Below are 20,819 nucleotides of genomic sequence, written 5' to 3'. Positions count from 1 at the left end.
AACTGTCAGCGATATTTCATATCCTCATCTCCGGTCGTCCCCCGCGACAAAGGGACCCCTGCCCGTGGCGCGGGTCCCGACTCGCGGGCGGAGCGGGGGCACAGGGTCAATCTCCTGACACTTCGGGCATAACTGCGCCGTCAAATCCACATACACAGAGAAATATGGTAATTTCCTGCCTCAATGGGATTCAACATTGGTGAATGAGAACAGCGTCCTCTGGGTCCGGAGCTCAGGAATAAGTGTGCTGTGGGGGACCCAGCGGTCTGATCCGATAACAGCCACGGCGCGGGCAACCGCAGTATCCAGTGACGGAACCAGGACCGGCGGGTTTGCCATTGCCTTCCGGGCAGCCTCCCGGACCACCCACACGCCGAGCGGCGCCCAGTAGTCCGACGAAACGCTGCGGACGACCAGCACCCGTGCACAGTGCCGGATGGATTTGAGGTACTCGCAGACCGCGAGACGGGCGGAGTAATAGGCACCGGTGATCGGGGAGTACCCGCTCTTGTTCATCCCTTCCCGGTCCTGCACGATCATCTCCTCGTCGCCCGCCCAGAGCGTGCGTTTCCCCCAGATCTCGATCATCTCGTACTTCCAGTCTCCCGGCAGGAGGATAACCGCGATCCGGTTGCCGTAGATCTCGCCCGAGAAGACGAGAATCTCCTCGACCGGGGGGTACCGGGCGATCTCTTTCTTCAGCCCGGTCGAGAGGGTGTCATCAATGGCCGTGATTGCCCATCGGGTAGGGACGAACGCCTGCCGCTTCCCGAGCAGCCCCGCCGTCATCAGCTTCGTGATCTGGTACACGTCGATCCCGTCATGGCTGAGCGCGATCGCGGCATCGGTTGCACCGATATCCGTATCGGACGTGATCCGGTCCACGGCCCTGCCTACGCTCGCGCTCCCGATGAGGTCCATCCTCTTCACGGTGCCGGTGAACCCGATCGGAGCAACGGTGCCGTCGAAATCCAGCGCGAAGGCGACCGGCCGCTCGAAGGAGACGTCCACGTCGAGAGGCCGTGCCGAGAGGGCAATCTCCTGCAGGCTGCCGGCAACCGTATGCAGCCCGGCGCTCCCCCGGATCGTCCGGGCGCGGATACTCACGATATCGTCCATGCCGAGGTTATTGCGGATCCAGTCGGGGGGGTTGTCCGTATCGTTGATGAGGAGCGGTCCGCCCCGGACATCAGGATACCCGTAACTTCCGATGAAGACCGAGGGTGAGGTGCCCTGGTAGCTTGTCGCGGGTTTCATGGCAGCCTGCGCATGGAACCGGCTCATGATGGGGCAGCGGGGAAGCCCGCACAGGCCCTTTCCCTTGCATTCGGCGCACCGCATCATGGCAACGCCTCCCGCAGGTCAAGGACAACCGCAGCCCTCCCGGATAACCGGCTGATGACCTCCCGGATGAAGTTGTCCCAGAAAACCGCGGTATGCGGAACCGACGCTGCGATTTCAGCACCAATATCATCGTCACGTTCCGGCCGCGTATCAAGGATCACGGATCCCGGCGCAAACGCAGACGGGAGGATGGTGTCAGCATCATTGTCGGTGATGCCAAGGACCGGGATGCCGCGGTGCAGGCAGATATGACCGCAGACCGCGGTCGTATCATCGCCGACGGCAACGACACCGCAGCAGTCCCCGGAGAGCCTCGGGTAGAGACTGTGGCCGCAGTGGTCGATGACAACGATACGGCCGTGCCGGGCTGCCCGCCTGCCGGCCCGGGCTGCAGCCGACCGGATCTGCCCGCTCTTGCACCACGCGGTACCAATTTCGATCGTGCCGGCCCGCCCGAGTTTCTCCAGGCCATGGGGTTTGGGCACAAGGCCGCTGACCAGTCCGATGACCCCGTCATCGCTTTGGAGCTCAACCGTTTCCGCGGTCGCGTGACCGATGACGATACCATTGACATAGACCGGCTCGCCCGGGATGCAGCCGCGGATCTTCCGGGTACGACCCGGAGGGAAATCCGTGGTCCATGCTTCCGTGACGGTATACCCGGCCCGTGCGGCACAATCCGCAGCAAGCAGACGGTCGCCACCGTTCCAGCAGTATACCCGCCCGTCAGAACATTCGATATGCACCAGCCCGCCGCTCCCCAGCCGCGATGCCACGATCTCGCCAAAAACCCGGCCGGAGTGCGGGGTTTTGCCGCGGTTTGCAAGAAAGACCGGCCCTTCCGTGTCCATAATGACGCGGCTCGGCGGGCGGCCGTCGAATTCCACCGGCAGGCCGGACTCCTCCGCTGCTGTCCGTGCCATGACACCGGCAACAATGACACGGGAGGGTGCAAAAAGCCCCATCAGCCGTGCTGCATCCCCGCTGTCAAACAGCGCAGGACCGTGAGCCACCATGACAGCGGGGCTGCGGGAGGGATTATTCCGGCGGGTAATGGTCATGGTGCGTACGGGGGGGCAGGCAGTCAGCGGGATTTCCATGCGGAACACACGTGCCGGCCGGTGCCTTCACGATCCGGCTTTCAGACTCTGCCAGCGGAACCCGCCATCCGATGTCGAACCGTGCGCCGCACTCGGGGCAGATGAGGATGACGCGGTATACCTCCCGCGTTGACCTGACGGGGCTGATCTTCCCGGTGCCGGTCCGTTCAAACGATGTGTGGAATCCGAGATCATATCCGCAGTCCGGGCATGTGTGGAGCTCCTGTTCCACGGTCAGAGATCTGATTTCCTTTGGTTCGGGCACATTCTCCACCTGATCAGGCATTGGAAGTCGCACGGATATCAGCGTTTCCTGTGGTTCACGAGCCCGGTGATCAGTTCCATGGCGTTCTGCCGCCCGTTGACGGTCTCGTGGAACCTGCGGAACGGTTTCGGAGTGAGTGCCATGGTCTCATCAATCTTCTTTTCCAGGAGTTCCGGTGTTGCCGTTGTACCGTCAACCGCGATGCCGGCCCCCATGTCCATGATCTTCCTTGCATTGTTCTGCTGCTCGGGATGGCACGGGTCCATGATGATCAGGACAGGTTTCTCAAAGAGGAGCGCCTCGTGCAGGGTAGTGAGCCCTCCGTGGACGATCGCGATCCGTGCCTTTGCCAGATGCTCGTAGAGATTGGGCACATACCCGTGCGAGACGAAGTTGCCGGTAGAGGGCGGCAGTTCCGCACCGGTATAGAAGACCTCGAACTTCAGGTCCCTGCGCCGGTCAGCGATCGCCCGGAGCGACAAGTACATCGGGAGCTTGTAGGGCTCGCCCCCGAAACTGGTGAAGATGGTCTTCTGTTCGTACACGTACCGCGACGGATCGAAGACATAGAACGGGCCGCAGAAGACATATCTCTTTTCATCCCCTTCCGGCACAACGATATTGTACCCGCTGACCGTGTCTGGTGGCGGGTAGTCGGGAACAAGGATAAGGTCCGCAAGCCGGAGGTACCGCCGGATGAGGAAATTGAGGGCACGCCAGACAGGATTGGACGTGCCGTTCACGCCGTTGAAATGGTTCTGGTTGGTGATGAAGACCACCGGCACCCCGCTGAGGCGGCCGGCAAGCACTCCGCCGTACATGGTATCGCACACAATGTAGTCGTAGGAGTGTTTCCTGATCAGGCGCCGGACATTCAGCGCGGATCGTACCATGTCAAGCGCGATCCATTTCGACTGCCAGAGCGTCTTTTTGAGACTGAAGAACCCGCCCTCCCCTTCGAGGCAGACTTCGCGCGGGATACAGTACAGGTGCGAGCACCCGTGCTGGTTCATGAAATCGTAGGATTTGCCGTACCCGGCAAAATGGACCTCATGGCCGTGCTGCATCATGAAATGCCCGAGGTGGAGGGATCGCGAGGCGTGGCCGAGCCCTTCACCGCAGACAACAAAAAGGATTTTCATGGCTGTCCTGCCGGCATGCTCCTGTCTCCCTCCCGTCCCGGGAACCCGTTACCCTTCCGCGCCGGGTAACCGGCCGGTGTATTCGTCAGGAGCTGGCGGGACGATGATCCAGGCCACGATATAGATCAGGAGGAACATCCCCCAGGAGAATACAACGAGGATCACGAGCAGGAGCCGGAGGAGGGTCGGATCGATATCGAGGTACTCGCCAAGGCCGCCGCAGATGCCACCCAGCATCTTCTCGTTTTTCGAGCGGAACAACCGTTTCATGTACAGAAAATGGTATCCCGGAACTAATGAATCCGCCCCTGGAGCCACGCGGGCGGCAGAAAAACCGGATGCCGGCAGCGGCGGAGACCTGTGCTGCTTGTTCCGGGAGGCTTATCGCCCGGTACATACATAGTACCATAAGGAGTCTTTCATGGGAGGAGATGGAGAGCACCTGAAAACGGCAACCTTCGGCGCCGGCTGTTTCTGGGGGGTCGAGGCTGCGTTCCGGAAGGTACCTGGCGTGAGGGATACCGCCGTGGGATACATGGGGGGAACGACACGGAACCCGGCCTACGAACAGGTCTGCACGGGCACGACCGGGCATGCAGAGGTGGTGCAGGTAACGTATGACCCGTTGCAGGTGACCTACGACAAGCTCCTGTCCGTCTTCTGGTCGGTCCACGATCCGACCCAGCTCAACCGGCAGGGGCCCGATATCGGAACGAATTACCGTTCGGTCATCTTTTACCATGATCCGGAACAGGGCCGGCTGGCGCGGAAGTCAAAGGAAGACCTTCAGCTCTCCGGCCGGTTCGGGTTTGGCAGGATCGTGACCGCGATCCAGCCGGCAACGGAGTTCTGGCGGGCCGAGGAATACCACCAGCGGTATTTCGAGAAGCATGGCGGCCATGCTTCCTGCGGGATCTGATTGCAGGGGCGGTGCATTCCGGAAAATTTTTTTTATTTCGTTACAAACAAAAGAAGGAGAGAATGGATTTCCCGTATTTCCTTCAGATCGTTGCCGTCCTTCTTGAAGTAGCAGTCACCATCATTGGTATTGTCCTCGCAACCCGGCAGCAGAAGCCTTATGGGTGGTGTATCGCCATCACGTTCGGTCTCTATGTGCTCTTCGATATCGGCCGCCTCATCTCCCTGCCCATCTCTGACGCTGCCCATTCCCTCATCTTCCTCGTTGCCTGCGGGTCCATGCTGTTCGGCGTGTGGCTGATGTACCGGGAACCGGCAGTCCGTTCGTACCGGTAACCGGTCATTATTTTTCACGCTATTCCGATGAGCCATATCATCGGGTATCGTAAAACATACAGGCAATCCGGCCCGGGCGGATATGAGGGGACGATCCTGCCCGGAGGATTCCTCCCTCCGGTATCAGAAAAGCCCGTGCGGTTCAGCCGTGGAGCGGAATGGAGGGAAGGATATAAGGGAGATCCCTGTACCATTAGGTAAGGAGGAAGGTTGCGGGAGCCTTCGGGAGGGGATCAGGGATGATGCAGGTCTACCGGACAAAAAAAGATACCGAGCCGGCTGTCACCGAATGCGTGGAGACTCCCTGCGACGGCTGCTGGATCAGGCTCTCCTACCCGTCCGATGCCGAACTGACAACGGTGGCAGAGAGGCAGAACCTCCCGCTGGAATTTTTAAAAGCTGCTCTCGATGAGGAGGAACGCCCGCGCATTGATGCCGAAGACGGGAAGGTCCTTGTCGTGCTCGATGTCCCGATGGTCACCGAGTTCGAGGGGATCCGGACCCTGACAACCCTCCCGCTCGGGATCATCATCGCTGATAACCTCATCGTCACGGTGTGCAACCGGCAGACGCCCATCCTTGACGATTTTGTCGCGGGGAAAGTCAGGCATTTCCATACCGCCAAGAAAACCCGGTTCCTCTTCCAGATCTTCTACCGTAACGCATCTTCCTATCTCCAGCACCTGCGCCAGATCGAGAAATCCATCTCCCGAATCGAGGTTGAACTGCACCGCTCGATGAAGAACGAGGAACTCTTCCAGATGATGGAACTGGAAAAGAGCCTGATCTACTTCTCGACCTCGCTCAAGTCCAATGAGGGCGTGCTGGAGCGGATCCTGCGCACCAAGCCGCTGAAGATGTACGACGATGATGCCGAGTTTCTGGAAGACGTCATCATCGAGAACAAGCAGGCCATGGAGATGTCGCAGATCTACCTGCATATCCTGAATGGCATGACGCAGGCGTTTGCCACCATCGTCTCCAACAATTTAAACGTCGTGATGAAGTTTCTGGCCTCCATCACGATCATCATCGCGATCCCGACGATGATCGCGAGCTTCTACGGGATGAACGTCGCGGATATTCCCATTTCGCAGTCACCGCTCGCTTTCGAGACCATCTTCCTCTTTTCTGTCATGGTATCGGTGATCCTCGGCCTGTTCATGTGGCGGAAGCAGCTGTTCTGAATCCTGAAGATCAGGGAGAACAGGGATTGCCGGGGACACCGGAGGATCGTCTCCGGCACGGGAGGCTGTTTTCGGAGAACGCAGGCGTTTCACGGGAAACTGCCGGAAAAGATGATGGGCCCGCTGAGATTCGAACTCAGGACCTCCGCCATGTCAAGGCGACGTCATAGCCAACTAGACCACGAGCCCGCGTGATGCTCTATAACATCTGTTCTGGTATTATTAAAAATTAGTGCACTTGTTTCCTGCGCCCGGCATCCTGCTGAACGGATAGCACGGTCCGGGAAAAACCTGAGAATGATTCAGGATTGTCCCTATTCGCTCCCGTTCTTCCGCCCGTTCCGGATCTGTTCGCGGTCTTCCTGGTTCTGCATGCGGTTTCCGGCAATGTCGCTGCGGGTCGCATTGTTCTCCTGCCGGAGTTCGATGTTCTCCTGGTTGTTTTCGTGAATGACCGACCGGTTCTCCCGACTCAGGTTCCGCACTTCGTGAATGCTGTCGTGCGTTGTATCGATCTCCTGCCGGTTTACGCGGAGAATGTCCCGGTCGCCGGCAATCTGTTCCAGACCAGCTGTTTTATTCCCGGGGTTCTCTTTGATGTTGAGGCGTATGTTCCTGATATCCTCGCGGAGCCCGACGTTCTCCCGCAGGAGGGCGAGCTCATCCTCCTGTGCGGAGCGGACGGTCTGCCGGTTGCCGAGGATGTTCTCAAAGAGGCCGGTGTTCTCCCACCAGTTCCTGTGGATCTCCTGCTGGTTTGCCTGAAGATCCTGCGAGAGGTTCCGGTTCTCCGCCTGCCGTTCGCGGATATCGTGCCGGAGGCCGAAAAATCCCATGAACGATCCTATCGGATCGGGAGCCGGCGAATTTGCCGGGGTTACCTCAGTCGTCTGTGCTGCACCTGCATATGCAGGGTCTTGTGCAAGGACCGGTACTGCGAGTGCAAGGATGAACAGTGCAGCAAGGGCCGTCATTGCGATCGGTGGTGTCTTCATGTTTTTTCTCCTGTAATCCGGATGTGCCGGTCCCGTTCCGGGGCCGCATCATCCTGTTGCCCTGCGGGGCATAAATATTGGAAAAATGCCTGTCCACTGACGATGAAAAGCCGGCGGCGAAGCGTGGAACCCGCGGGTTCAATGGATCCGGACTAAGGGAAAAAGAACGCTGACAAAACCGGCATGGCCCCGGTCCCTGATTCGATTGCTATCCACCCGGGCCGGATTTTTTTGCCGGGGTTTTTACCCGCACCCGGCAGGAAAAATAAATTCGACCCCCCTGACACCATTACGTGGTAATGCACGCCATTTTTACATCATAAAAATCTGCTTATTCCGGCAATTTTTCCATGGGTCCCCTGGGGGGTTGAATTTATTTTTCATCCAGGTTCCGTGCCGGTCGTGCCACGAAATGTCCGGTTTTTCAGGAGAGAAAATTCACATCGGGGACACTCCCGGGAAATGAACGGGAAATTATATTCGACCCCCAGCATTCCCCAAAGATGGATGGACTGCCAGCCATGGGCCGGAGGCGGGAATACTGTTCCTGAGCACGAAGCAGGTACAGGCCGAAAAAAGGGAGGAAATCAGAACTTCACGAACCGCGCCGGGTTTCCCGACAGGTCCGCGATCTTTACCGTGCCGTGTTCAATGAAGAACACCTCGAAGACCGGGTTCTCCGGGGTCTGGTAGATCCCCCGGATCATGGCGAAGGTGTCCAGGATCCGCTTTTTTATCTTCGCATCCCTGCTGAACTTCACATCGCCGCTCACCCGCATGAACACATACTCCGGCGAGGTTGCAGCGAACTCGACCGAGGGGTTTGCCGTGAGCTGTTTGAATACGTCCTTGGTGTTTGCTGTGCAGAAGTACAGCTTCCCGCCATCGGCAAACAGGAACTGGAACGGCCGGACGCGGGGCTTCCCGTTCTCAACAGTCGCAAGACATCCGACCGGGTTCTTTGTATAGAAATCGATTACTTCCTTCATGGTTTGTCTCTGCCAGTTGTGCTGGTTGCATAATGGTTAAACATCTAACTATTTAACCGTTCGGAGCGGGCAGCCGGGTCGGCAATCAGGAAAAGAGGATGAAAGAATTATTCTTCGGCAGGGAAGCGGTTGCTGATTTCCCGGAGCATCGTCTCAAGGGATTCAGCTTCTTCCGGGGAGAGCCGGCCGTACACGATCTTGTTCAGCTTGGCGGAGATTGAGAGGAATACCGGCCGGAGGCTCTCTCCCCTGTCCGTCAGGGTGATATACGTGACGCGGTTGTCCTCAGCGCTCCTGTCTTTCTGCACGTAGCCGTATTCCACAAGCTTCTCGATCAGTACCGTGACGTTGGGCTTCGTGCGGTGGATCTTCCGTGCCAGTTCGTTCATCGTGCAGCGCTCTTCCCGGAAGAGGACGTTCAGGATGTCGCCGTGCGACGGGACAATGCCCCTGATCCCGTGGTCTTCCAGTTCGCTTACGATGAGCCGGTTCGCCTTCTCCCGGATCCGGCTGATGAGTGCGATCGCGTTGCCTGTGCTCATGCCGGTAATTAATTAAGCATTGAACTATTATCAACGTGCCGGCCGGGGCATGCTGCGAAAAATGTGCTGATAAGAACAGGTCCGGGTACTGTCAAAACAAGGGCCGGTAAATTTTTTCAATCAGTATTTGATTGATCCGGATCGGTTTTTCGATCGCGATCGTGATCGCGATGATTTTTTTTCAATCAAAGCCTGACGAAAATTTTTCAATCAATGTCTGATGAAAAAATTTTCATCAAAGCCTGCCTGTAAAAAGTTAAATACATGTACAAAAATCGTTCACGCCGGAGAGAGGGCCGGGAGGGCCGTTTTCAATCAAAGCCTGCTTAAGATTTTTCAATCAAACCTTGATTGAAAATGAAAAATCAAAGTCTGATGAAAATTTTTCAATCAGAGTCTGATAGATCCGGATCGGTTTTTCGATCGCGATCGTGATCGCGATTACAATTGCAAAATCGCTGATCGATTTGAAAATGAAAACCGGGGATTGGTTTGGATCTCAAAACCTCTGATCGATTTTCGTACGAAAATCGGGATCCGGTTTTGTGTTCTATCTGTGAAAGCTTGTCCGGAACCGGTTTTCAATCGCGAATCGATTTTTTTCTGAAAAACGGGATCCGGTTTTGATCCGGAAATCGGGGATCGATTTCAAGCTGAAAATCGATCAGCGGTTTTTCCGGAACGGTTTTTGATCGCAATCGTGATCGCGGTTGAACTTTTTCGCTCTGCAGAAAACCTCAATCCGGAAAAAGGTATCAATCGTTGCAAGGCATCCGGCCGGGTTCTTCATGATGCAGGAATCGGCATGACAACCGTTCTTCCACCACAACCCTGCCGGGACGCATTTCTGATCCCCGCCGGTGCCTGTTACGATCACTCGTTGAATTTTTTGTACAGCCGGTTCGCGGCAACCTGGAAGATCAGGATAAAGATGCACAGCATCGCCATATCGATCAGCGGGTTGAAGTGCGTGTGGCCATGGTAGGATGCCTGGATGAGGTCGTTACCGTAGGTGAGCGGCGAGAGCCAGACCACGGCCTGGCCAACCGCAGGGACAGACTCGACCGGGATGAAGACGCCGGAGATGAAGATCAGGGGGAGCCGGACCATGTTCAGCATGGACATGATATCGCCGGGGCTCTCGGTCGGGTAGGCTGCAAACAGCGTCCCCATCGTGGCAAAGCAGAACGCCGTAAGGAGGATGCCAAAAACAAGGGGGAAGACGGAAATGATCGGCGTCCGGAAGATAACCAGGCCTGCGGCAAGCGGCACGAGCGCGATACCGATGCTGTACAGGAACCCGCTCAGGCTTTCGCCGAGCACCACCGCGTGCAGGGAGACCGGGGCGGAGACAAGGCGGTCGAAGGTCCTGACGCGCCGCTCGATCGGGATGGAGACCGGCTCGATAGACGATGCAGAGAAGAGGATCGTGATGGCGACAAGCCCCGGGATCATGACGGCCGGTTCGGCGGGCCTCCCGACCGCGAAGGCAAGGAACATGAAGAGGGGGAACATGGCGCCGGACACGATGATGTTCGGCTTGAGGTAATAGATCCTGATATCCTTCTTTGCAATCGCCCATGCCGCGAACAGTTCGGCGTAGAGCTGCCCGTGCTTCCCGGCCGGTTCAGTCAACGGTGGTCACCCCCCTTGTCCGGATACCAAGCCCGGTCAGCCGGATGAAGACATCCTCGAGGCTCGGCCCGAACGTGGAGAGGGAAAGAATCCTGGCGTTCTCCGCCTTCGCATACGCCGTCACCGCATCGATCACGAGCGACGGGTCCTCAGTGAAGAGCCGGAACTTGTCCCCCTCCTTTCTGACCTCGCTCACCCCGGGCAGCTGCCGCAGATCGTCCATCCGGCGGGGGGATGCGGAATCGAAGGCTACCTCGACGGACTGGACGCTCTGGATCGTCTTTTTCAGCCGCTCGGGCGAGTCGATGGCGGCGATGCGCCCGCGGTTGATGATCGCCACGCGGTCGCAGGCAAGGTTTGCCTCCTCGATGTTGTGAGTGGTCAGGAACACCGTGACACCCTGCGCATTGAGATCACGAATTACGTCCCGGATGATGAGGTTGCTCTGGACGTCCAGCCCCGAGGTCGGTTCATCGAGGAAGAGGAGCCGGGGGTTGTTGACCAGGCCCATGGCGAGGGTGAGCCGGCGCTTCATCCCCTTGGAAAAGCCGCGGACCCGGTCGTCGCGCCGCTCAAGGAGCCCGAAGAGGTCGAGGAGTTCTGCTGCCCGCTTCTCACGCATCTGTTTCCCGACCGCGTAGAGCTCGGCAGTGAACATCAGGTTCTGCCAGGCCGTGAGGTCGTCGTAGACATTCGAGGTCTCGTGGACGATCCCCATCTCTTTCCTGCTGGCGATGGTGTCCCGGATGATATCTTTCCCGAAGATGGATGCTGTTCCGCCGGTCGGGGTGCTGATGCCGGTCAGGATGCGGATGGTCGTGGTCTTCCCGGCACCGTTGGGGCCCAGAAACCCGAAGGTCTCGCCCCCGGATACGGAGAAACTGACGTCGTCCAGCGCGGTCAGGTTCCCGAACCGCTTGGTGAGGTGCGAGACCTCGATTGCCTGCATACGATTATCCTATACATGGCTGGAGGTCTTAAACAATCTGCCGTGTTGCAGAATCTGAAATAGAATTTTTTTTCGGAAGTTCTGTTCCGAACAAGCAGAAAAAAAACTCTCCGATCGATTTTTTCGGAACGATTTTTAATCGCGATTATGATCGCGATTCTGATTAGGAGATCGCAGATCGGTTTGAGAACAAAATGCAGGTACGATCTCATGGTGGTATGAGTCCACCCTCCCTTCGGGTGTCGGCGCGACACCTCGTCGGGACCTCGCTGGGCAGATTACCGGTTCGGAGAATTGGTACGGTAATTGCTCCCCCGCCGGGGGCGCCCCGCGGTGGCGGCGGGGTCATCGCACAACAAGGAATGTGACCTGACTGATATCGGGGATATTTTCATTGAAAAACACAGTCCTGTTTCATCTTGTAATAGAACCATGCCATACTTATCGACATAATGAGGAGGAAATACCATACCAGGCGGACGCCAAGGGGATACCGCTGGACTACCGGTACATTGAGCACCAGCATGAAGAAGACTAAAATAAACAGGGAGAATATCGCTCCGATCGCAATGATGAGCCCCTTGATCACACGGGGACTGTCCCGTTTCAGGTCGGATACCATCTCCGGGTCAAGAACAAAGCCGGGTTTTCCATACAGTCCCCACTCGCACAAGACAAAAGATGACAGGACGATTACTACACCAATGCAGGATAAAAAAAGCGTATCAAAACTCAGGCTGGTTGCTTTTCCTGCCGAAAAAGGATGCTGGATGTTTGTCATGAATCCGAGAAATATCGTGCCGGAGATCATTCCAATCTTTCCGATAAGAAAAAGCACAGGGTGAACAGGATCTGTCCCGATCGCAGCAGTCATGATTCCTGAACAGGAATTATTGTTGTCATGAATGATAATGCACCCGCACGATTCCGGTAATCCCGGCAGGATTCCTCCGCAGTATAGGGATTCTTAATGAGGGAGAGAAAAAGGGTATTCTCAGATCTTCTCAGACGAAATCTTCGCGAACGTCGCCGTCTCGATCCCGGGCATCGCCCGGATCTCATCCATAACTGCAGCGGGCACTTCGCTGTCCACGTTCAGCACCATGATGGCCGTCTCGCCGGGCCGGATCCGGCCGACCTGCATGCCGGCGATGTTGATATTGTTCTTGCCAAGGATGGTCGAGGCGCGGCCGATGACACCGGGCTTGTCCAGGTGCCGGGAGACGATGACGTACCCCTCTGGGATCATGTCCATGGTGTAGCCGCCGACCGCAACGATCCGGCTGCGGCCCTTGAAGAACACCGTGCCGCTGACCGATTCCTCGCCCTTGTCGGTCCTGATCTTTATCGTGATGAGGTTCTTGAAGCCGCTCGCTTCCTGCGTCACGGTCTCGCTCACGGTGATGCCGCGCTCCTTTGCGATGAACTCGGCGTTGACGATGTTGACCGGCTGCTGGAGGATCGGGTCGAGCAGGCCCTTGAGGGCGAGGCGGGTCACGAACTTCATGGAGCCCGCGTAGGCCGAAAGCTCCCCGCCATAGATGCACTCAACGGACGCAAGGCGGCCGCCTGCGGTCTGGATGGCAAAGCGTCCCATCTTCTCGGCAAGCTGGGTATAGGGTGCGAGCATCTCCGCCTGGTCGGGCGGGACCATCGGGGCGTTCACCACGTACTTCGCAGCCCCGCCCTTCAGGACCTCGATGCACTGCCTGGCAACGGAGACCGCAACGTTCAGCTGGGCCTCGACTGTGCTTGCCCCGAGATGCGGGGTGACGATGATGTTGTCGAGGGTCAGCAGCGGGGAGTCGGTCGGGGGCTCGGTCTCGAAGACGTCGAGCGCTGCGCCGGCAACCTTGCCGCTCTTTACTGCCTCGTACAGCGCTTTCTCGTCAATGATACCCCCGCGGGCGCAGTTGATGATCCGGACGCCGTCTTTCATGGTCGCGATGGACTTCTCGTTGATGATGTGCCGGGTCTCGGGGATGAGCGGGGTGTGGACGGTGATGACGTCCGCTGCCTTGAAAAGATCCGCCATCGACATCATCTCAACGCCAAGCTGGGCCGCCCGCTCCTTCGTGATGAACGGGTCGTAGGCGATGACCTTCATGTCCATGGCAATGGCACGCTTGGCAAGCTCCCGGCCGATCCGGCCAAATCCCACGATGCCGAGCACCTTCTCGTTCATCTCGTTGCCCATGAACTTGGAGCGCTTCCACTCCTTCTTCTTCAGGCTCGCGTTCGCCTGCGGGATGTTGCGGGCTAAGGAGAGCATCATCGCCATCGTGTGCTCGGTTGCCGCAAGGGTGTTTCCTTCCGGTGCATTGGCAACGATGATACCCTTCCGTGTTGCCGCTTCCACATCGATATTATCGACACCAACACCGGCACGCCCGATGAACTTCAGCTTCTTCCCGGCTTCAATCACTTTTGCATTGACATCGGTGCCGCTCCGCACCAGCAGGGCATCGTAGTCCCCCAGTATTCTGCAGAGCTCGTCTTCCTTCAGGTCGGTCTTTACATCGACATCGACGACCGGCCGCAGGATGGCGAGGCCCTCTTCCGCCAGCGGGTCGCTGACGAGCACTTTCGCTTTTGCCATAAAAACCCATATACTATACGCGCCGGACTTAATGAGGATTATTCTTTTATAGGGGGCGCCCCCTGGCATGGAATAACGGTTCCTTCCGGCGGTGCACCAGCGCGGGGCAGTGACGGAAAATCATAATCATTAACAAGGGTGGAGGCAAGATCATAGTGGTGCGAGCATGAAAGATGTGCCCAATATACTCTGGCTCGAGGAGATACGGAAGGAGGATATCATTTCTGTCGGCGGCAAGGGGGCATCCCTTGGGGAGATGGCGTCCATCGGTTTGCCGGTACCGACAGCCTTCGTAGTCACCGCCCAGGCGTTCCGCAGGTTCCTTGTCGAGACCGGCCTTGAGAAGAAACTTTTTGCAGCCTACAATAACCTCGATGTCGAGAATAACGAGGCACTCGAAAAGGCAGCCGAGACGGCAAAAGCCCTCGTGCTCAAGGCAAAGATGCCCGCGAAGATCCGCGACGAGATCAAGGCGGCATACAGGAAGATGGAGAACGGCAGCATGATCGTCGCGGTCCGGTCGAGTGCAACAGCCGAGGACCTGCCGGACGCAAGTTTTGCCGGCCAGCAGGAGACCTACCTGAACATCAGGGGAGAGGCTGCACTCCTCGAGGCAGTACAGAAGTGCTGGGCATCCCTATATGGTGCACGGGCCATCTATTACCGGGCCAAACAGGGGTTCGATGACCACACGGTCAACATTGCGGTCGTTGTCCAGCAGCTTGTCCACTCAGAGAAAGCAGGCGTCATGTTCACCTCCCACCCCATCACGGGCGAACCTCTCACCATCATCGAGGGCTCGTGGGGCCTTGGCGAAGCTGTCGTGTCCGGATCGGTCTCCCCGGACAAGTACGTCTTCGACCAGCGTTCCGAGAAAGTGGTGGACACCCTCGTCTCGAACAAAAAGGTCGAGATCGTGGCAGACGGGGACAAGGGCACGAAACTCGCAGATGTTCCCGCGGACCGGCAAAACAAGCAGGTCCTCTCGAACGAAGAGGTGGCGAAGCTTGCGATGTACGGCAAGATCGCGGAGAACCATTACGGTATCCCGCAGGATGTTGAGTGGAGCATTGTTGCCGGGACGTTCTATATCCTCCAGTCCCGGCCGATTACCACTATCGGGGCAAAGAAAGAGGCAAAGGGTATGGCAGAGGGGCACGCAGCAAGCGCAAAGATTCTTGTACAGGGACAGGGTGCGGCGCCGGGTGTTGCATCCGGCCGGGTCGTCATTATCCGGGACGTGAAGGACACAGGTAAGGTCAAGGAAGGAGACATCCTCGTCACCCGCATGACCAACCCGGACATGGTGCCGGCCATGCGGAAGGTGGCCGCCATCGTGACCGACGAGGGCGGGATGACCTGCCACGCCGCAATCGTGAGCCGGGAGCTGGGCACCCCGGCCGTTGTGGGCACACGGACGGCAACGAACGTGCTGAAGAACGATCAGCTCGTGACAGTCGATGGTGAGAAGGGGCACATTTACGAAGGAGCGGTCTCAGCACCGGCACCCGATGCGAAAGTCGCCGCTGTCCACCAGGCAGCAATCGCTCACGTTCCGATCATCACGGCAACCAGCGTCAAGGTGAATGTCTCTATCCCCGAGGCGGCCGCACGGGCAGCGGCAACCGGCGCCGACGGTGTCGGGCTCCTCCGGATCGAGCACCTGATCCTCGGGCTCAACAAGACCCCCGGCTGGTTCATCGCCAACAACAGGGAGGAGGAGTTCGTCAGGGAACTCCACGACGGCATCAAGATCGTGCTCGATGCCTTCCCGGGCAAACCGGTCTGGGTGCGGACGCTCGATGCCCCGACCGACGAGTTCCGGAACATGCAGGGAGGCGAGAACGAACCGCACGAGCACAACCCGATGCTCGGCTGGAGGGGAATCCGCCGGGACCTTCAGAGCCCCGACCAGTTCCGTCTGCAGGTCGAGTCTTTCAAGCAGCTCTGGAAGGAGGGCTACGACAACCTCGGCATCATGTTCCCGATGGTCTCCCACCCCGACCAGTTCATCGCGGCAAAGGCGATGATGGCTGCCTGCGGTGTTGACGTTGACCACGTTACCCTCGGCATCATGATCGAGATCCCCAGCAGTGCCATCATGATCGAGGACTTCATCAAGGCCGGCATCAGGTTCGCCTCGTTCGGCACCAACGACCTCATCCAGTACACGCTCGCCATCGACCGCAACAACGAGAACGTTGCGGATATGTACAATCCCCAGCACCCGGCCGTACTCTCTCTTATCCACAACGCGATCCAGGTGTGCAGGGCATACAATGTCGAGTGCTCGATCTGCGGGCAGGCCGGCTCCGACCCGAAGATGGCAACGTGGCTCGTTGAGCATGGCATCACCAGCCTCTCGGCCAACATCGACGCCATAGCAAAGATACGCGAAGCAGTTGCACGCACGGAGAAACGCATTATCCTGGAAGCTGCGAGAACCCGCGATGCTGAATAAGGGTATTTCCGAAGAAGAACTCTTCACCTTTTTGGCCGATAGGAAGAGCGAGGATCTCGATCACGACTTCATCCTCAGCTCCATGTGCACCGTCCCCCACTCCGTGGCGGTCCGGGCGCACTGCATGTTCATGGAGACGAACCTTGGCGATCCCGGGCTCTTCCCCGGCACGATGGCGCTCGAGAAGCTCCTTATCAACCGGTTCGGCAGTCTCTTCCACTGCCCGGACGCCGGGGGATATGCCACGAGCGGGGGCACAGAGTCCAATATCCAGGCGCTGCGCCTCGCAAAGGCGCTCCGGCACGATATCCGGAAGCCGAACGTTATCGTCCCGGAATCCGCCCACTTCTCCTTCAGGAAAGCCTGCGATATTCTCGGTCTTGAGATGCGCAAGGCACCCCTGACCCGGGACTACCGGATGGATGCCGGTGCGGCGGGGGAACTGGTGGACAGGAACACGATCGCGCTCGTCGGCGTTGCCGGGACGACCGAATACGGGATGGTCGATCCCATTGCGGATCTCGCCAAGATCGCACGCCAGCATGACCTCTTCTTCCACGTGGACGCGGCGTTCGGCGGGATGGTGATCCCGTTCCTGAAAAAGCCGATCCCGTTCGACTTCTCGGTGAAGGGTGTCACCTCCATCGCCGTCGACCCGCACAAGATGGGCATGAGCACCATCCCGTGCGGCTGCCTCCTCACCCGCGAACCGGATGTTCTGAATTCTCTCAACATCGACACCCCGTACCTCACCGTGAAGCAGGAGTACACCCTTGCCGGCACCCGTCCGGGAGCGCCGGTTGCAGGAGCGCTCGCCGTCATGGACTACCTTGGGTTTGCGGGGATGAAGGCCGTTGTAACCGGCTGCATGAAGAACACGCAGCGTCTGATCGCCGGGATGGAGACCTTCGGGATCCCGCGGGCCGCAACCCCGGATGTGAATGTCGCGACGTTTACCTGTGACAAGGCCCGCGTTCCCGGCCCGTGGAAGGTCTCGTGGACCTGCCGGAAGCACCTCCGTATCGTCTGCATGCCCCACGTAACGCTCGGCCGGATCGAGGCGTTCCTGAAAGACATTGGTGAATCCCATGCTTGATATTCTGGTAAAATCCCTGGAAACCTGCCCGATGGTGAAGCGGGGGGAGTACAACTACTTCATCCACCCCATCACCGACGGCGTACCGGTTGTCGATCCCGCCCTGCTGCGCGATGTCTGCAGCGGCATGGTGAAGATGCTCGACCTCAACAACGTCGACAAGATCGTGGTCGTAGAGGCAATGGGCCTGCACATCGGTGCCGTCCTCTCGACCATGACGGACATCCCGATGACGGTCATGCGCAAGCGGGTCTACAACCTGCCGCACGAGGTCGCTGTCCACCAGACCACCGGCTACTCGAAGGGCGAACTCTACCTCAACGGCGTGTATAAGGGCGACCGCGTGGTCATCATCGACGATGTGGTGAGCACGGGCGGGACGATGAAGGCACTCCTGAAGGCGCTGGAGATCGCAGGCGCCGAGGTCGTTGACGTCTGCATAGCAATCCAGCGGGGCAGGCCGGATATCGGCCGGCCGTACAAGGCCCTCGTGCAGATCGAGGTGGACGACAGGGTGCATGTTGTCAAACGATATCTCTGACCTGGTCCGTCAATTGCGGGAGCGGAGGGCAAAGAATGTCGCCCTCCAGTTCCCGGAGGGGCTGAAACGCCGGGCCTCTGCGTACGCGGCAGCTCTCCGGGGGGAAGGATTCGATGTTGTCGTCAGCGGCGATCCCTGCTACGGTGCCTGCGACCTTGCACTCAACGCTCTCGGCAATGCCGACGTCCTCGTCCATGTCGGGCACGCGCCGGTCGGCCCGCAGGAGAACGTCATCTTTGTACCTCACGAGGTTGGCTTCGATGTGGCGGTGCTGGAGAAGGCCCTGCCGCTGCTGAAGGGAACGACGACCGGCCTGGTCACCACAGTCCAGCACGCCCACCTCGTCCCCGCGATGGAAGCATTCCTCAAAGACCGCGGGATTGATGTGCGGGTTTCGGAAGGGCGTGGCAGGACACCGCTCCGCGGGCAGGTGCTCGGCTGCTGCTTTTCCGCAGCAAAGGATATCGGGGCTGACGAGATTCTCTTCGCCGGTACCGGGCTCTTCCACCCGATCGGGATCGCCCTTGCCATGAAGGTGCGGGTTGTTGCGCTCGATCCCCTCACCGGTATCGCACAGGAAGTGAACGCCGACAGCCTCCTGCGGAAACGCTTTGCCGTCATCGAGAAAGCGAGGGGAGCAAAGGATTTCGGTATCATCGTCAGCACCAAGAGCGGCCAGAACCGCATGGACCTTGCCCGGAGACTTTCCGCCCTCTCGCCGTATGCCGTGATCGTGACCCTGAAGGAAGTGAGCCCCGATGAACTCCTGAACCTCGGGTTCGGGTGTTACGTGAACACCGCCTGCCCCCGGCTCGCGTACGACGACCAGGTACGGTTCCCCGTGCCGGTCCTCTCCCCGCAGGAGTTCGAGATCCTCTGCGGCACCCGCAGCTGGGACGAGTACGCAATCGACGAGATCCCATGAAACTGAAACAACTCGAGATGACCCTCCAGCGCCTCCGCGGCTTTTCCCGGCCCCGGGCATCCCTCGAGCAGTACCAGACGCCGGCACCGCTTGCCGCCCGGCTCCTCTACCACGCGCTGATGAAGGGTGATATCAAAGGGAAGCAGGTTGCGGACCTCGGGTGCGGGACCGGTGTCCTTGCCATCGGGGCAGCGCTTCTTGGTGCCGAATCGGTCACCGGGATGGATATCGATGAAAAAGCTCTGGCCGTTGCACGGGAGAACGCGGATCTGCTTGACGCAGAGGTTGCGTTCATCACCGCCGATGTCCGTGAAGGGGGGTGCCGGGAACGGATCGGGACCTGCGACACCGTTGTCATGAACCCGCCGTTCGGGGCGCAGAAAGCCCATGCCGACCGGCCGTTCATTGACTGCGCCCTTGCCGTCGCGGAGGTAACGTACAGCATCTTTAATGCCGGATCCATCCCATTTGTAGAAGCCTATACTGCACGGAAGGCTGAAATCGACGAGAAGATCGGCGGCTCTTTCCCGATACAGCGCACCTTCGCCTTCCATACAAAGGATGTACAGGAGATCGAGGTCGAGATACTACGGCTGAAACGGATTGCGTGACCGGACAGCAGGGCGTAAAGGGTACCATCACCGGCCTTGCCGCTGCCCATTTCGTCACCGACATCTACATGCCGGTCCTTCCGGCAATCCTCCCGTTCCTGATCGCCCAGAACGGCTACTCCTACCTCGCAGCCGGCCTCCTCGTCACTGCGTACAACGTCACCTCCTCCTTCACCCAGCCGGTCATCGGGTGGCTCTCGGATTCACGGGGACTCACGGTCAGCGTTACGGCAAGCCTGCTCATCAGCGCCGTCTTCGTCGCCCTGATGGGAATTGCGCATGACTATTACCTCATGATGGCGTTCGCCATCCTCGCCGCGCTCGGCCACGCCTGCTTCCACCCGACGGCTCTCAGCCTCACGAGCCGGCTCTGTACCAGCGGGAACCGGGGAACCATCACTTCGTACTTCGTTGTCGGAGGTAACCTCGGGTATGCCGTGGGACCGGTGCTGGCCGGTGGGCTCGTCTGGTGGTTCGGCCTCCCCGGGCTCCTCTTCCTCATCTTCCCGGCGGTCGCGATGTACTTCGCCCTGAAGATCCTCCTGCCCGGCGGGATCGCCGCGGCGCAGGCCATGCATGCGGCAAAGGAGGAATTCACAGGGGAGGCTCCCCCGAAATGGCCGTTTGCCGTGCTGATGGCTGCCTCGGTGCTCCGGGCATGGGCGGTCTTTGCCGCCCTCACCTACGTGCCGATGTACCTCGTGGCGCAGGGATACGAGCTCGTGACCGCCACGATGATCATGACCCTGATGCTCCTCTGCGGGGTTGCCGGGCAGGTCATGGGAGGGCGCATCTCCGACCGGTTCGGGCGCAAGGAATTCATGGTCGTGACCCTCGCAATCGCGATACCGTTCTTCTTCCTCTTCCTGGCACTGTCGGGAATCGCCGCCATCATCACCCTGCTCTGCTTCGGGTTCTGCCTCTGGGCAACGTTCTCCGTTGCCGTGGCAATAGGCCACGAGCTCCTCCCGCAGAATGTCGGGTTCGCCTCCGGCATGATGCTCGGCCTTGCCATCGGGTTCGGCGGGCTCGGCGTTGCAGTCAGCGGCATCATCGCCGACCATTACTCGCTTGCAGCTGCGCTGGCCACCATTCCGGTCCCGGTTGCCGCAGCCATGCTGCTGATGGCGCTGCTGCCGTACCCGTGGAAGTCGCTGCGCCGTCACATTGGCGGCTGAATGGCG

Annotated in this window: 21 protein-coding genes and 1 tRNA gene; 9 read left to right on the top strand and 13 right to left on the bottom strand. The window is 58.9% G+C overall.

Going from position 1 to position 20,819, the window contains the following annotated elements:
* Window positions 1-180: 180 nt before the first annotated feature.
* Genes A4E33_RS11920 through A4E33_RS11900 form a run of 5 tightly spaced genes read right to left on the bottom strand, consistent with a single transcriptional unit; the run spans window position 181 to window position 4,121 of the window.
* Window positions 181-1,341: a hypothetical protein gene (locus A4E33_RS11920; protein WP_292348461.1), complete on the bottom strand. Its 1,161-nt coding sequence runs from the start codon at window positions 1,339-1,341 to the stop codon at window positions 181-183.
* Window positions 1,341-2,405, bottom strand: a complete 1,065-nt coding sequence (locus A4E33_RS11915; protein WP_292348416.1) for a DUF2117 domain-containing protein — start codon at window positions 2,403-2,405, stop codon at window positions 1,341-1,343. The genes A4E33_RS11920 and A4E33_RS11915 overlap by 1 nt, the downstream gene beginning before the upstream one ends.
* Window positions 2,383-2,730 carry a hypothetical protein gene (locus A4E33_RS11910; RefSeq protein ID WP_292348415.1) on the bottom strand — a complete coding sequence of 116 codons (348 nt, stop codon included), beginning with the start codon at window positions 2,728-2,730 and terminating at the stop codon, window positions 2,383-2,385. Before A4E33_RS11910 ends, A4E33_RS11915 begins: the two co-directional genes overlap by 23 nt.
* 17 nt (window positions 2,731-2,747) lie before the next feature.
* Window positions 2,748-3,851: a glycosyltransferase family protein gene (locus tag A4E33_RS11905; RefSeq protein WP_292348413.1), complete on the bottom strand. Its 1,104-nt coding sequence runs from the start codon at window positions 3,849-3,851 to the stop codon at window positions 2,748-2,750.
* 48 nt (window positions 3,852-3,899) lie between these two features.
* On the bottom strand, window positions 3,900-4,121 hold the full coding sequence (locus A4E33_RS11900; RefSeq protein ID WP_292348411.1) for a PspC domain-containing protein: 222 nt from the start codon (window positions 4,119-4,121) through the stop codon (window positions 3,900-3,902).
* A gap of 151 nt (window positions 4,122-4,272) precedes the next feature.
* On the opposite strand from A4E33_RS11900, the gene msrA reads away from it, so the two are divergent.
* From msrA to A4E33_RS11885, 3 genes are all read left to right on the top strand, one after another.
* Entirely contained in the window at window positions 4,273-4,770 is a 498-nt protein-coding gene (gene msrA / locus A4E33_RS11895; protein ID WP_292348410.1) for a peptide-methionine (S)-S-oxide reductase MsrA, read from the top strand.
* Between the two features lie 62 nt (window positions 4,771-4,832).
* Window positions 4,833-5,105 carry a hypothetical protein gene (locus tag A4E33_RS11890; protein WP_292348408.1) on the top strand — a complete coding sequence of 91 codons (273 nt, stop codon included), beginning with the start codon at window positions 4,833-4,835 and terminating at the stop codon, window positions 5,103-5,105.
* Between the two features lie 239 nt (window positions 5,106-5,344).
* Window positions 5,345-6,292, top strand: a complete 948-nt coding sequence (locus A4E33_RS11885) for a magnesium transporter CorA family protein (RefSeq protein ID WP_292348407.1) — start codon at window positions 5,345-5,347, stop codon at window positions 6,290-6,292.
* A gap of 115 nt (window positions 6,293-6,407) precedes the next feature.
* Here the strand turns inward: A4E33_RS11885 and A4E33_RS11880 are convergent.
* From A4E33_RS11880 to serA, 8 genes are all read right to left on the bottom strand, one after another.
* Window positions 6,408-6,481, bottom strand: a tRNA-Val gene (locus A4E33_RS11880).
* Window positions 6,482-6,606: 125 nt separating this feature from the next.
* Window positions 6,607-7,287, bottom strand: a complete 681-nt coding sequence (locus tag A4E33_RS11875) for a hypothetical protein (protein WP_292348406.1) — start codon at window positions 7,285-7,287, stop codon at window positions 6,607-6,609.
* A 587-nt stretch (window positions 7,288-7,874) separates the two neighbouring features.
* The gene (locus A4E33_RS11870) at window positions 7,875-8,276 is read right to left on the bottom strand and encodes a pyridoxamine 5'-phosphate oxidase family protein (RefSeq protein ID WP_292348405.1); all 402 of its coding nucleotides are present in this window, start codon (window positions 8,274-8,276) and stop codon (window positions 7,875-7,877) included.
* A gap of 107 nt (window positions 8,277-8,383) precedes the next feature.
* Complete coding sequence (locus A4E33_RS11865; protein ID WP_292348404.1) at window positions 8,384-8,818, bottom strand: MarR family winged helix-turn-helix transcriptional regulator; 435 nt, start codon at window positions 8,816-8,818, stop codon at window positions 8,384-8,386.
* A gap of 873 nt (window positions 8,819-9,691) precedes the next feature.
* Window positions 9,692-10,453: an ABC transporter permease gene (locus tag A4E33_RS11860; protein ID WP_292348403.1), complete on the bottom strand. Its 762-nt coding sequence runs from the start codon at window positions 10,451-10,453 to the stop codon at window positions 9,692-9,694.
* Window positions 10,446-11,402: an ATP-binding cassette domain-containing protein gene (locus A4E33_RS11855; RefSeq protein WP_292348402.1), complete on the bottom strand. Its 957-nt coding sequence runs from the start codon at window positions 11,400-11,402 to the stop codon at window positions 10,446-10,448. Before A4E33_RS11855 ends, A4E33_RS11860 begins: the two co-directional genes overlap by 8 nt.
* 391 nt (window positions 11,403-11,793) lie before the next feature.
* On the bottom strand, window positions 11,794-12,183 hold the full coding sequence (locus tag A4E33_RS11850; RefSeq protein WP_292348401.1) for a hypothetical protein: 390 nt from the start codon (window positions 12,181-12,183) through the stop codon (window positions 11,794-11,796).
* 213 nt (window positions 12,184-12,396) lie between these two features.
* Window positions 12,397-14,001 carry a phosphoglycerate dehydrogenase gene (serA, locus tag A4E33_RS11845; RefSeq protein ID WP_292348400.1) on the bottom strand — a complete coding sequence of 535 codons (1,605 nt, stop codon included), beginning with the start codon at window positions 13,999-14,001 and terminating at the stop codon, window positions 12,397-12,399.
* A gap of 166 nt (window positions 14,002-14,167) precedes the next feature.
* Here serA and ppsA point away from each other — a divergent pair, with 166 nt between their 5' ends.
* From ppsA to A4E33_RS11815, 6 genes are read left to right on the top strand one after another with little or no spacing between them, the layout of a single operon-like run.
* Entirely contained in the window at window positions 14,168-16,462 is a 2,295-nt protein-coding gene (gene ppsA / locus A4E33_RS11840; protein WP_292348399.1) for a phosphoenolpyruvate synthase, read from the top strand.
* Complete coding sequence (gene mfnA / locus A4E33_RS11835) at window positions 16,452-17,558, top strand: tyrosine decarboxylase MfnA (protein ID WP_292348397.1); 1,107 nt, start codon at window positions 16,452-16,454, stop codon at window positions 17,556-17,558. The genes ppsA and mfnA overlap by 11 nt, the downstream gene beginning before the upstream one ends.
* Window positions 17,551-18,099, top strand: a complete 549-nt coding sequence (gene hpt, locus A4E33_RS11830) for a hypoxanthine/guanine phosphoribosyltransferase (RefSeq protein WP_292348395.1) — start codon at window positions 17,551-17,553, stop codon at window positions 18,097-18,099. The genes mfnA and hpt overlap by 8 nt, the downstream gene beginning before the upstream one ends.
* Window positions 18,077-19,024, top strand: coding sequence for a diphthamide biosynthesis enzyme Dph2 (gene dph2 / locus A4E33_RS11825; RefSeq protein ID WP_292348394.1), 948 nt, complete (start codon window positions 18,077-18,079; stop codon window positions 19,022-19,024). Before hpt ends, dph2 begins: the two co-directional genes overlap by 23 nt.
* Window positions 19,021-19,635, top strand: coding sequence for an METTL5 family protein (locus tag A4E33_RS11820; protein ID WP_292348393.1), 615 nt, complete (start codon window positions 19,021-19,023; stop codon window positions 19,633-19,635). The genes dph2 and A4E33_RS11820 overlap by 4 nt, the downstream gene beginning before the upstream one ends.
* Window positions 19,632-20,813: an MFS transporter gene (locus tag A4E33_RS11815; RefSeq protein WP_292348391.1), complete on the top strand. Its 1,182-nt coding sequence runs from the start codon at window positions 19,632-19,634 to the stop codon at window positions 20,811-20,813. Before A4E33_RS11820 ends, A4E33_RS11815 begins: the two co-directional genes overlap by 4 nt.
* Window positions 20,814-20,819: the final 6 nt, after the last annotated feature.

This window comes from Methanoregula sp. PtaB.Bin085, from assembly GCF_002067035.1.
Classification (GTDB): domain Archaea; phylum Halobacteriota; class Methanomicrobia; order Methanomicrobiales; family Methanospirillaceae; genus Methanoregula.
The sequence above is the reverse complement of the archived record's forward strand: the minus strand, read 5'-3'. Positions and strand labels throughout refer to the sequence as shown.

Excerpts from the sequence above, each read along its gene's own strand:
- A4E33_RS11870 (WP_292348405.1), bottom strand. The coding sequence starts at position 8,276 with ATGAAGGAAGTAATCGATTTCTATACAAAGAACCCGGTCGGATGTCTT.
- ppsA (WP_292348399.1), top strand. The coding sequence starts at position 14,168 with ATGAAAGATGTGCCCAATATACTCTGGCTCGAGGAGATACGGAAGGAG.
- msrA (WP_292348410.1), top strand. The coding sequence starts at position 4,273 with ATGGGAGGAGATGGAGAGCACCTGAAAACGGCAACCTTCGGCGCCGGC.
- A4E33_RS11905 (WP_292348413.1), bottom strand. The coding sequence starts at position 3,851 with ATGAAAATCCTTTTTGTTGTCTGCGGTGAAGGGCTCGGCCACGCCTCG.
- A4E33_RS11890 (WP_292348408.1), top strand. The coding sequence starts at position 4,833 with ATGGATTTCCCGTATTTCCTTCAGATCGTTGCCGTCCTTCTTGAAGTA.
- A4E33_RS11885 (WP_292348407.1), top strand. The coding sequence starts at position 5,345 with ATGATGCAGGTCTACCGGACAAAAAAAGATACCGAGCCGGCTGTCACC.
- serA (WP_292348400.1), bottom strand. The coding sequence starts at position 14,001 with ATGGCAAAAGCGAAAGTGCTCGTCAGCGACCCGCTGGCGGAAGAGGGC.
- hpt (WP_292348395.1), top strand. The coding sequence starts at position 17,551 with ATGCTTGATATTCTGGTAAAATCCCTGGAAACCTGCCCGATGGTGAAG.
- A4E33_RS11865 (WP_292348404.1), bottom strand. The coding sequence starts at position 8,818 with ATGAGCACAGGCAACGCGATCGCACTCATCAGCCGGATCCGGGAGAAG.
- A4E33_RS11915 (WP_292348416.1), bottom strand. The coding sequence starts at position 2,405 with ATGACCATTACCCGCCGGAATAATCCCTCCCGCAGCCCCGCTGTCATG.
- A4E33_RS11875 (WP_292348406.1), bottom strand. The coding sequence starts at position 7,287 with ATGAAGACACCACCGATCGCAATGACGGCCCTTGCTGCACTGTTCATC.
- A4E33_RS11850 (WP_292348401.1), bottom strand. The coding sequence starts at position 12,183 with ATGACAAACATCCAGCATCCTTTTTCGGCAGGAAAAGCAACCAGCCTG.
- A4E33_RS11900 (WP_292348411.1), bottom strand. The coding sequence starts at position 4,121 with ATGAAACGGTTGTTCCGCTCGAAAAACGAGAAGATGCTGGGTGGCATC.
- A4E33_RS11910 (WP_292348415.1), bottom strand. The coding sequence starts at position 2,730 with ATGCCTGATCAGGTGGAGAATGTGCCCGAACCAAAGGAAATCAGATCT.
- A4E33_RS11855 (WP_292348402.1), bottom strand. The coding sequence starts at position 11,402 with ATGCAGGCAATCGAGGTCTCGCACCTCACCAAGCGGTTCGGGAACCTG.
- A4E33_RS11820 (WP_292348393.1), top strand. The coding sequence starts at position 19,021 with ATGAAACTGAAACAACTCGAGATGACCCTCCAGCGCCTCCGCGGCTTT.
- dph2 (WP_292348394.1), top strand. The coding sequence starts at position 18,077 with ATGTTGTCAAACGATATCTCTGACCTGGTCCGTCAATTGCGGGAGCGG.
- mfnA (WP_292348397.1), top strand. The coding sequence starts at position 16,452 with ATGCTGAATAAGGGTATTTCCGAAGAAGAACTCTTCACCTTTTTGGCC.
- A4E33_RS11920 (WP_292348461.1), bottom strand. The coding sequence starts at position 1,341 with ATGCGGTGCGCCGAATGCAAGGGAAAGGGCCTGTGCGGGCTTCCCCGC.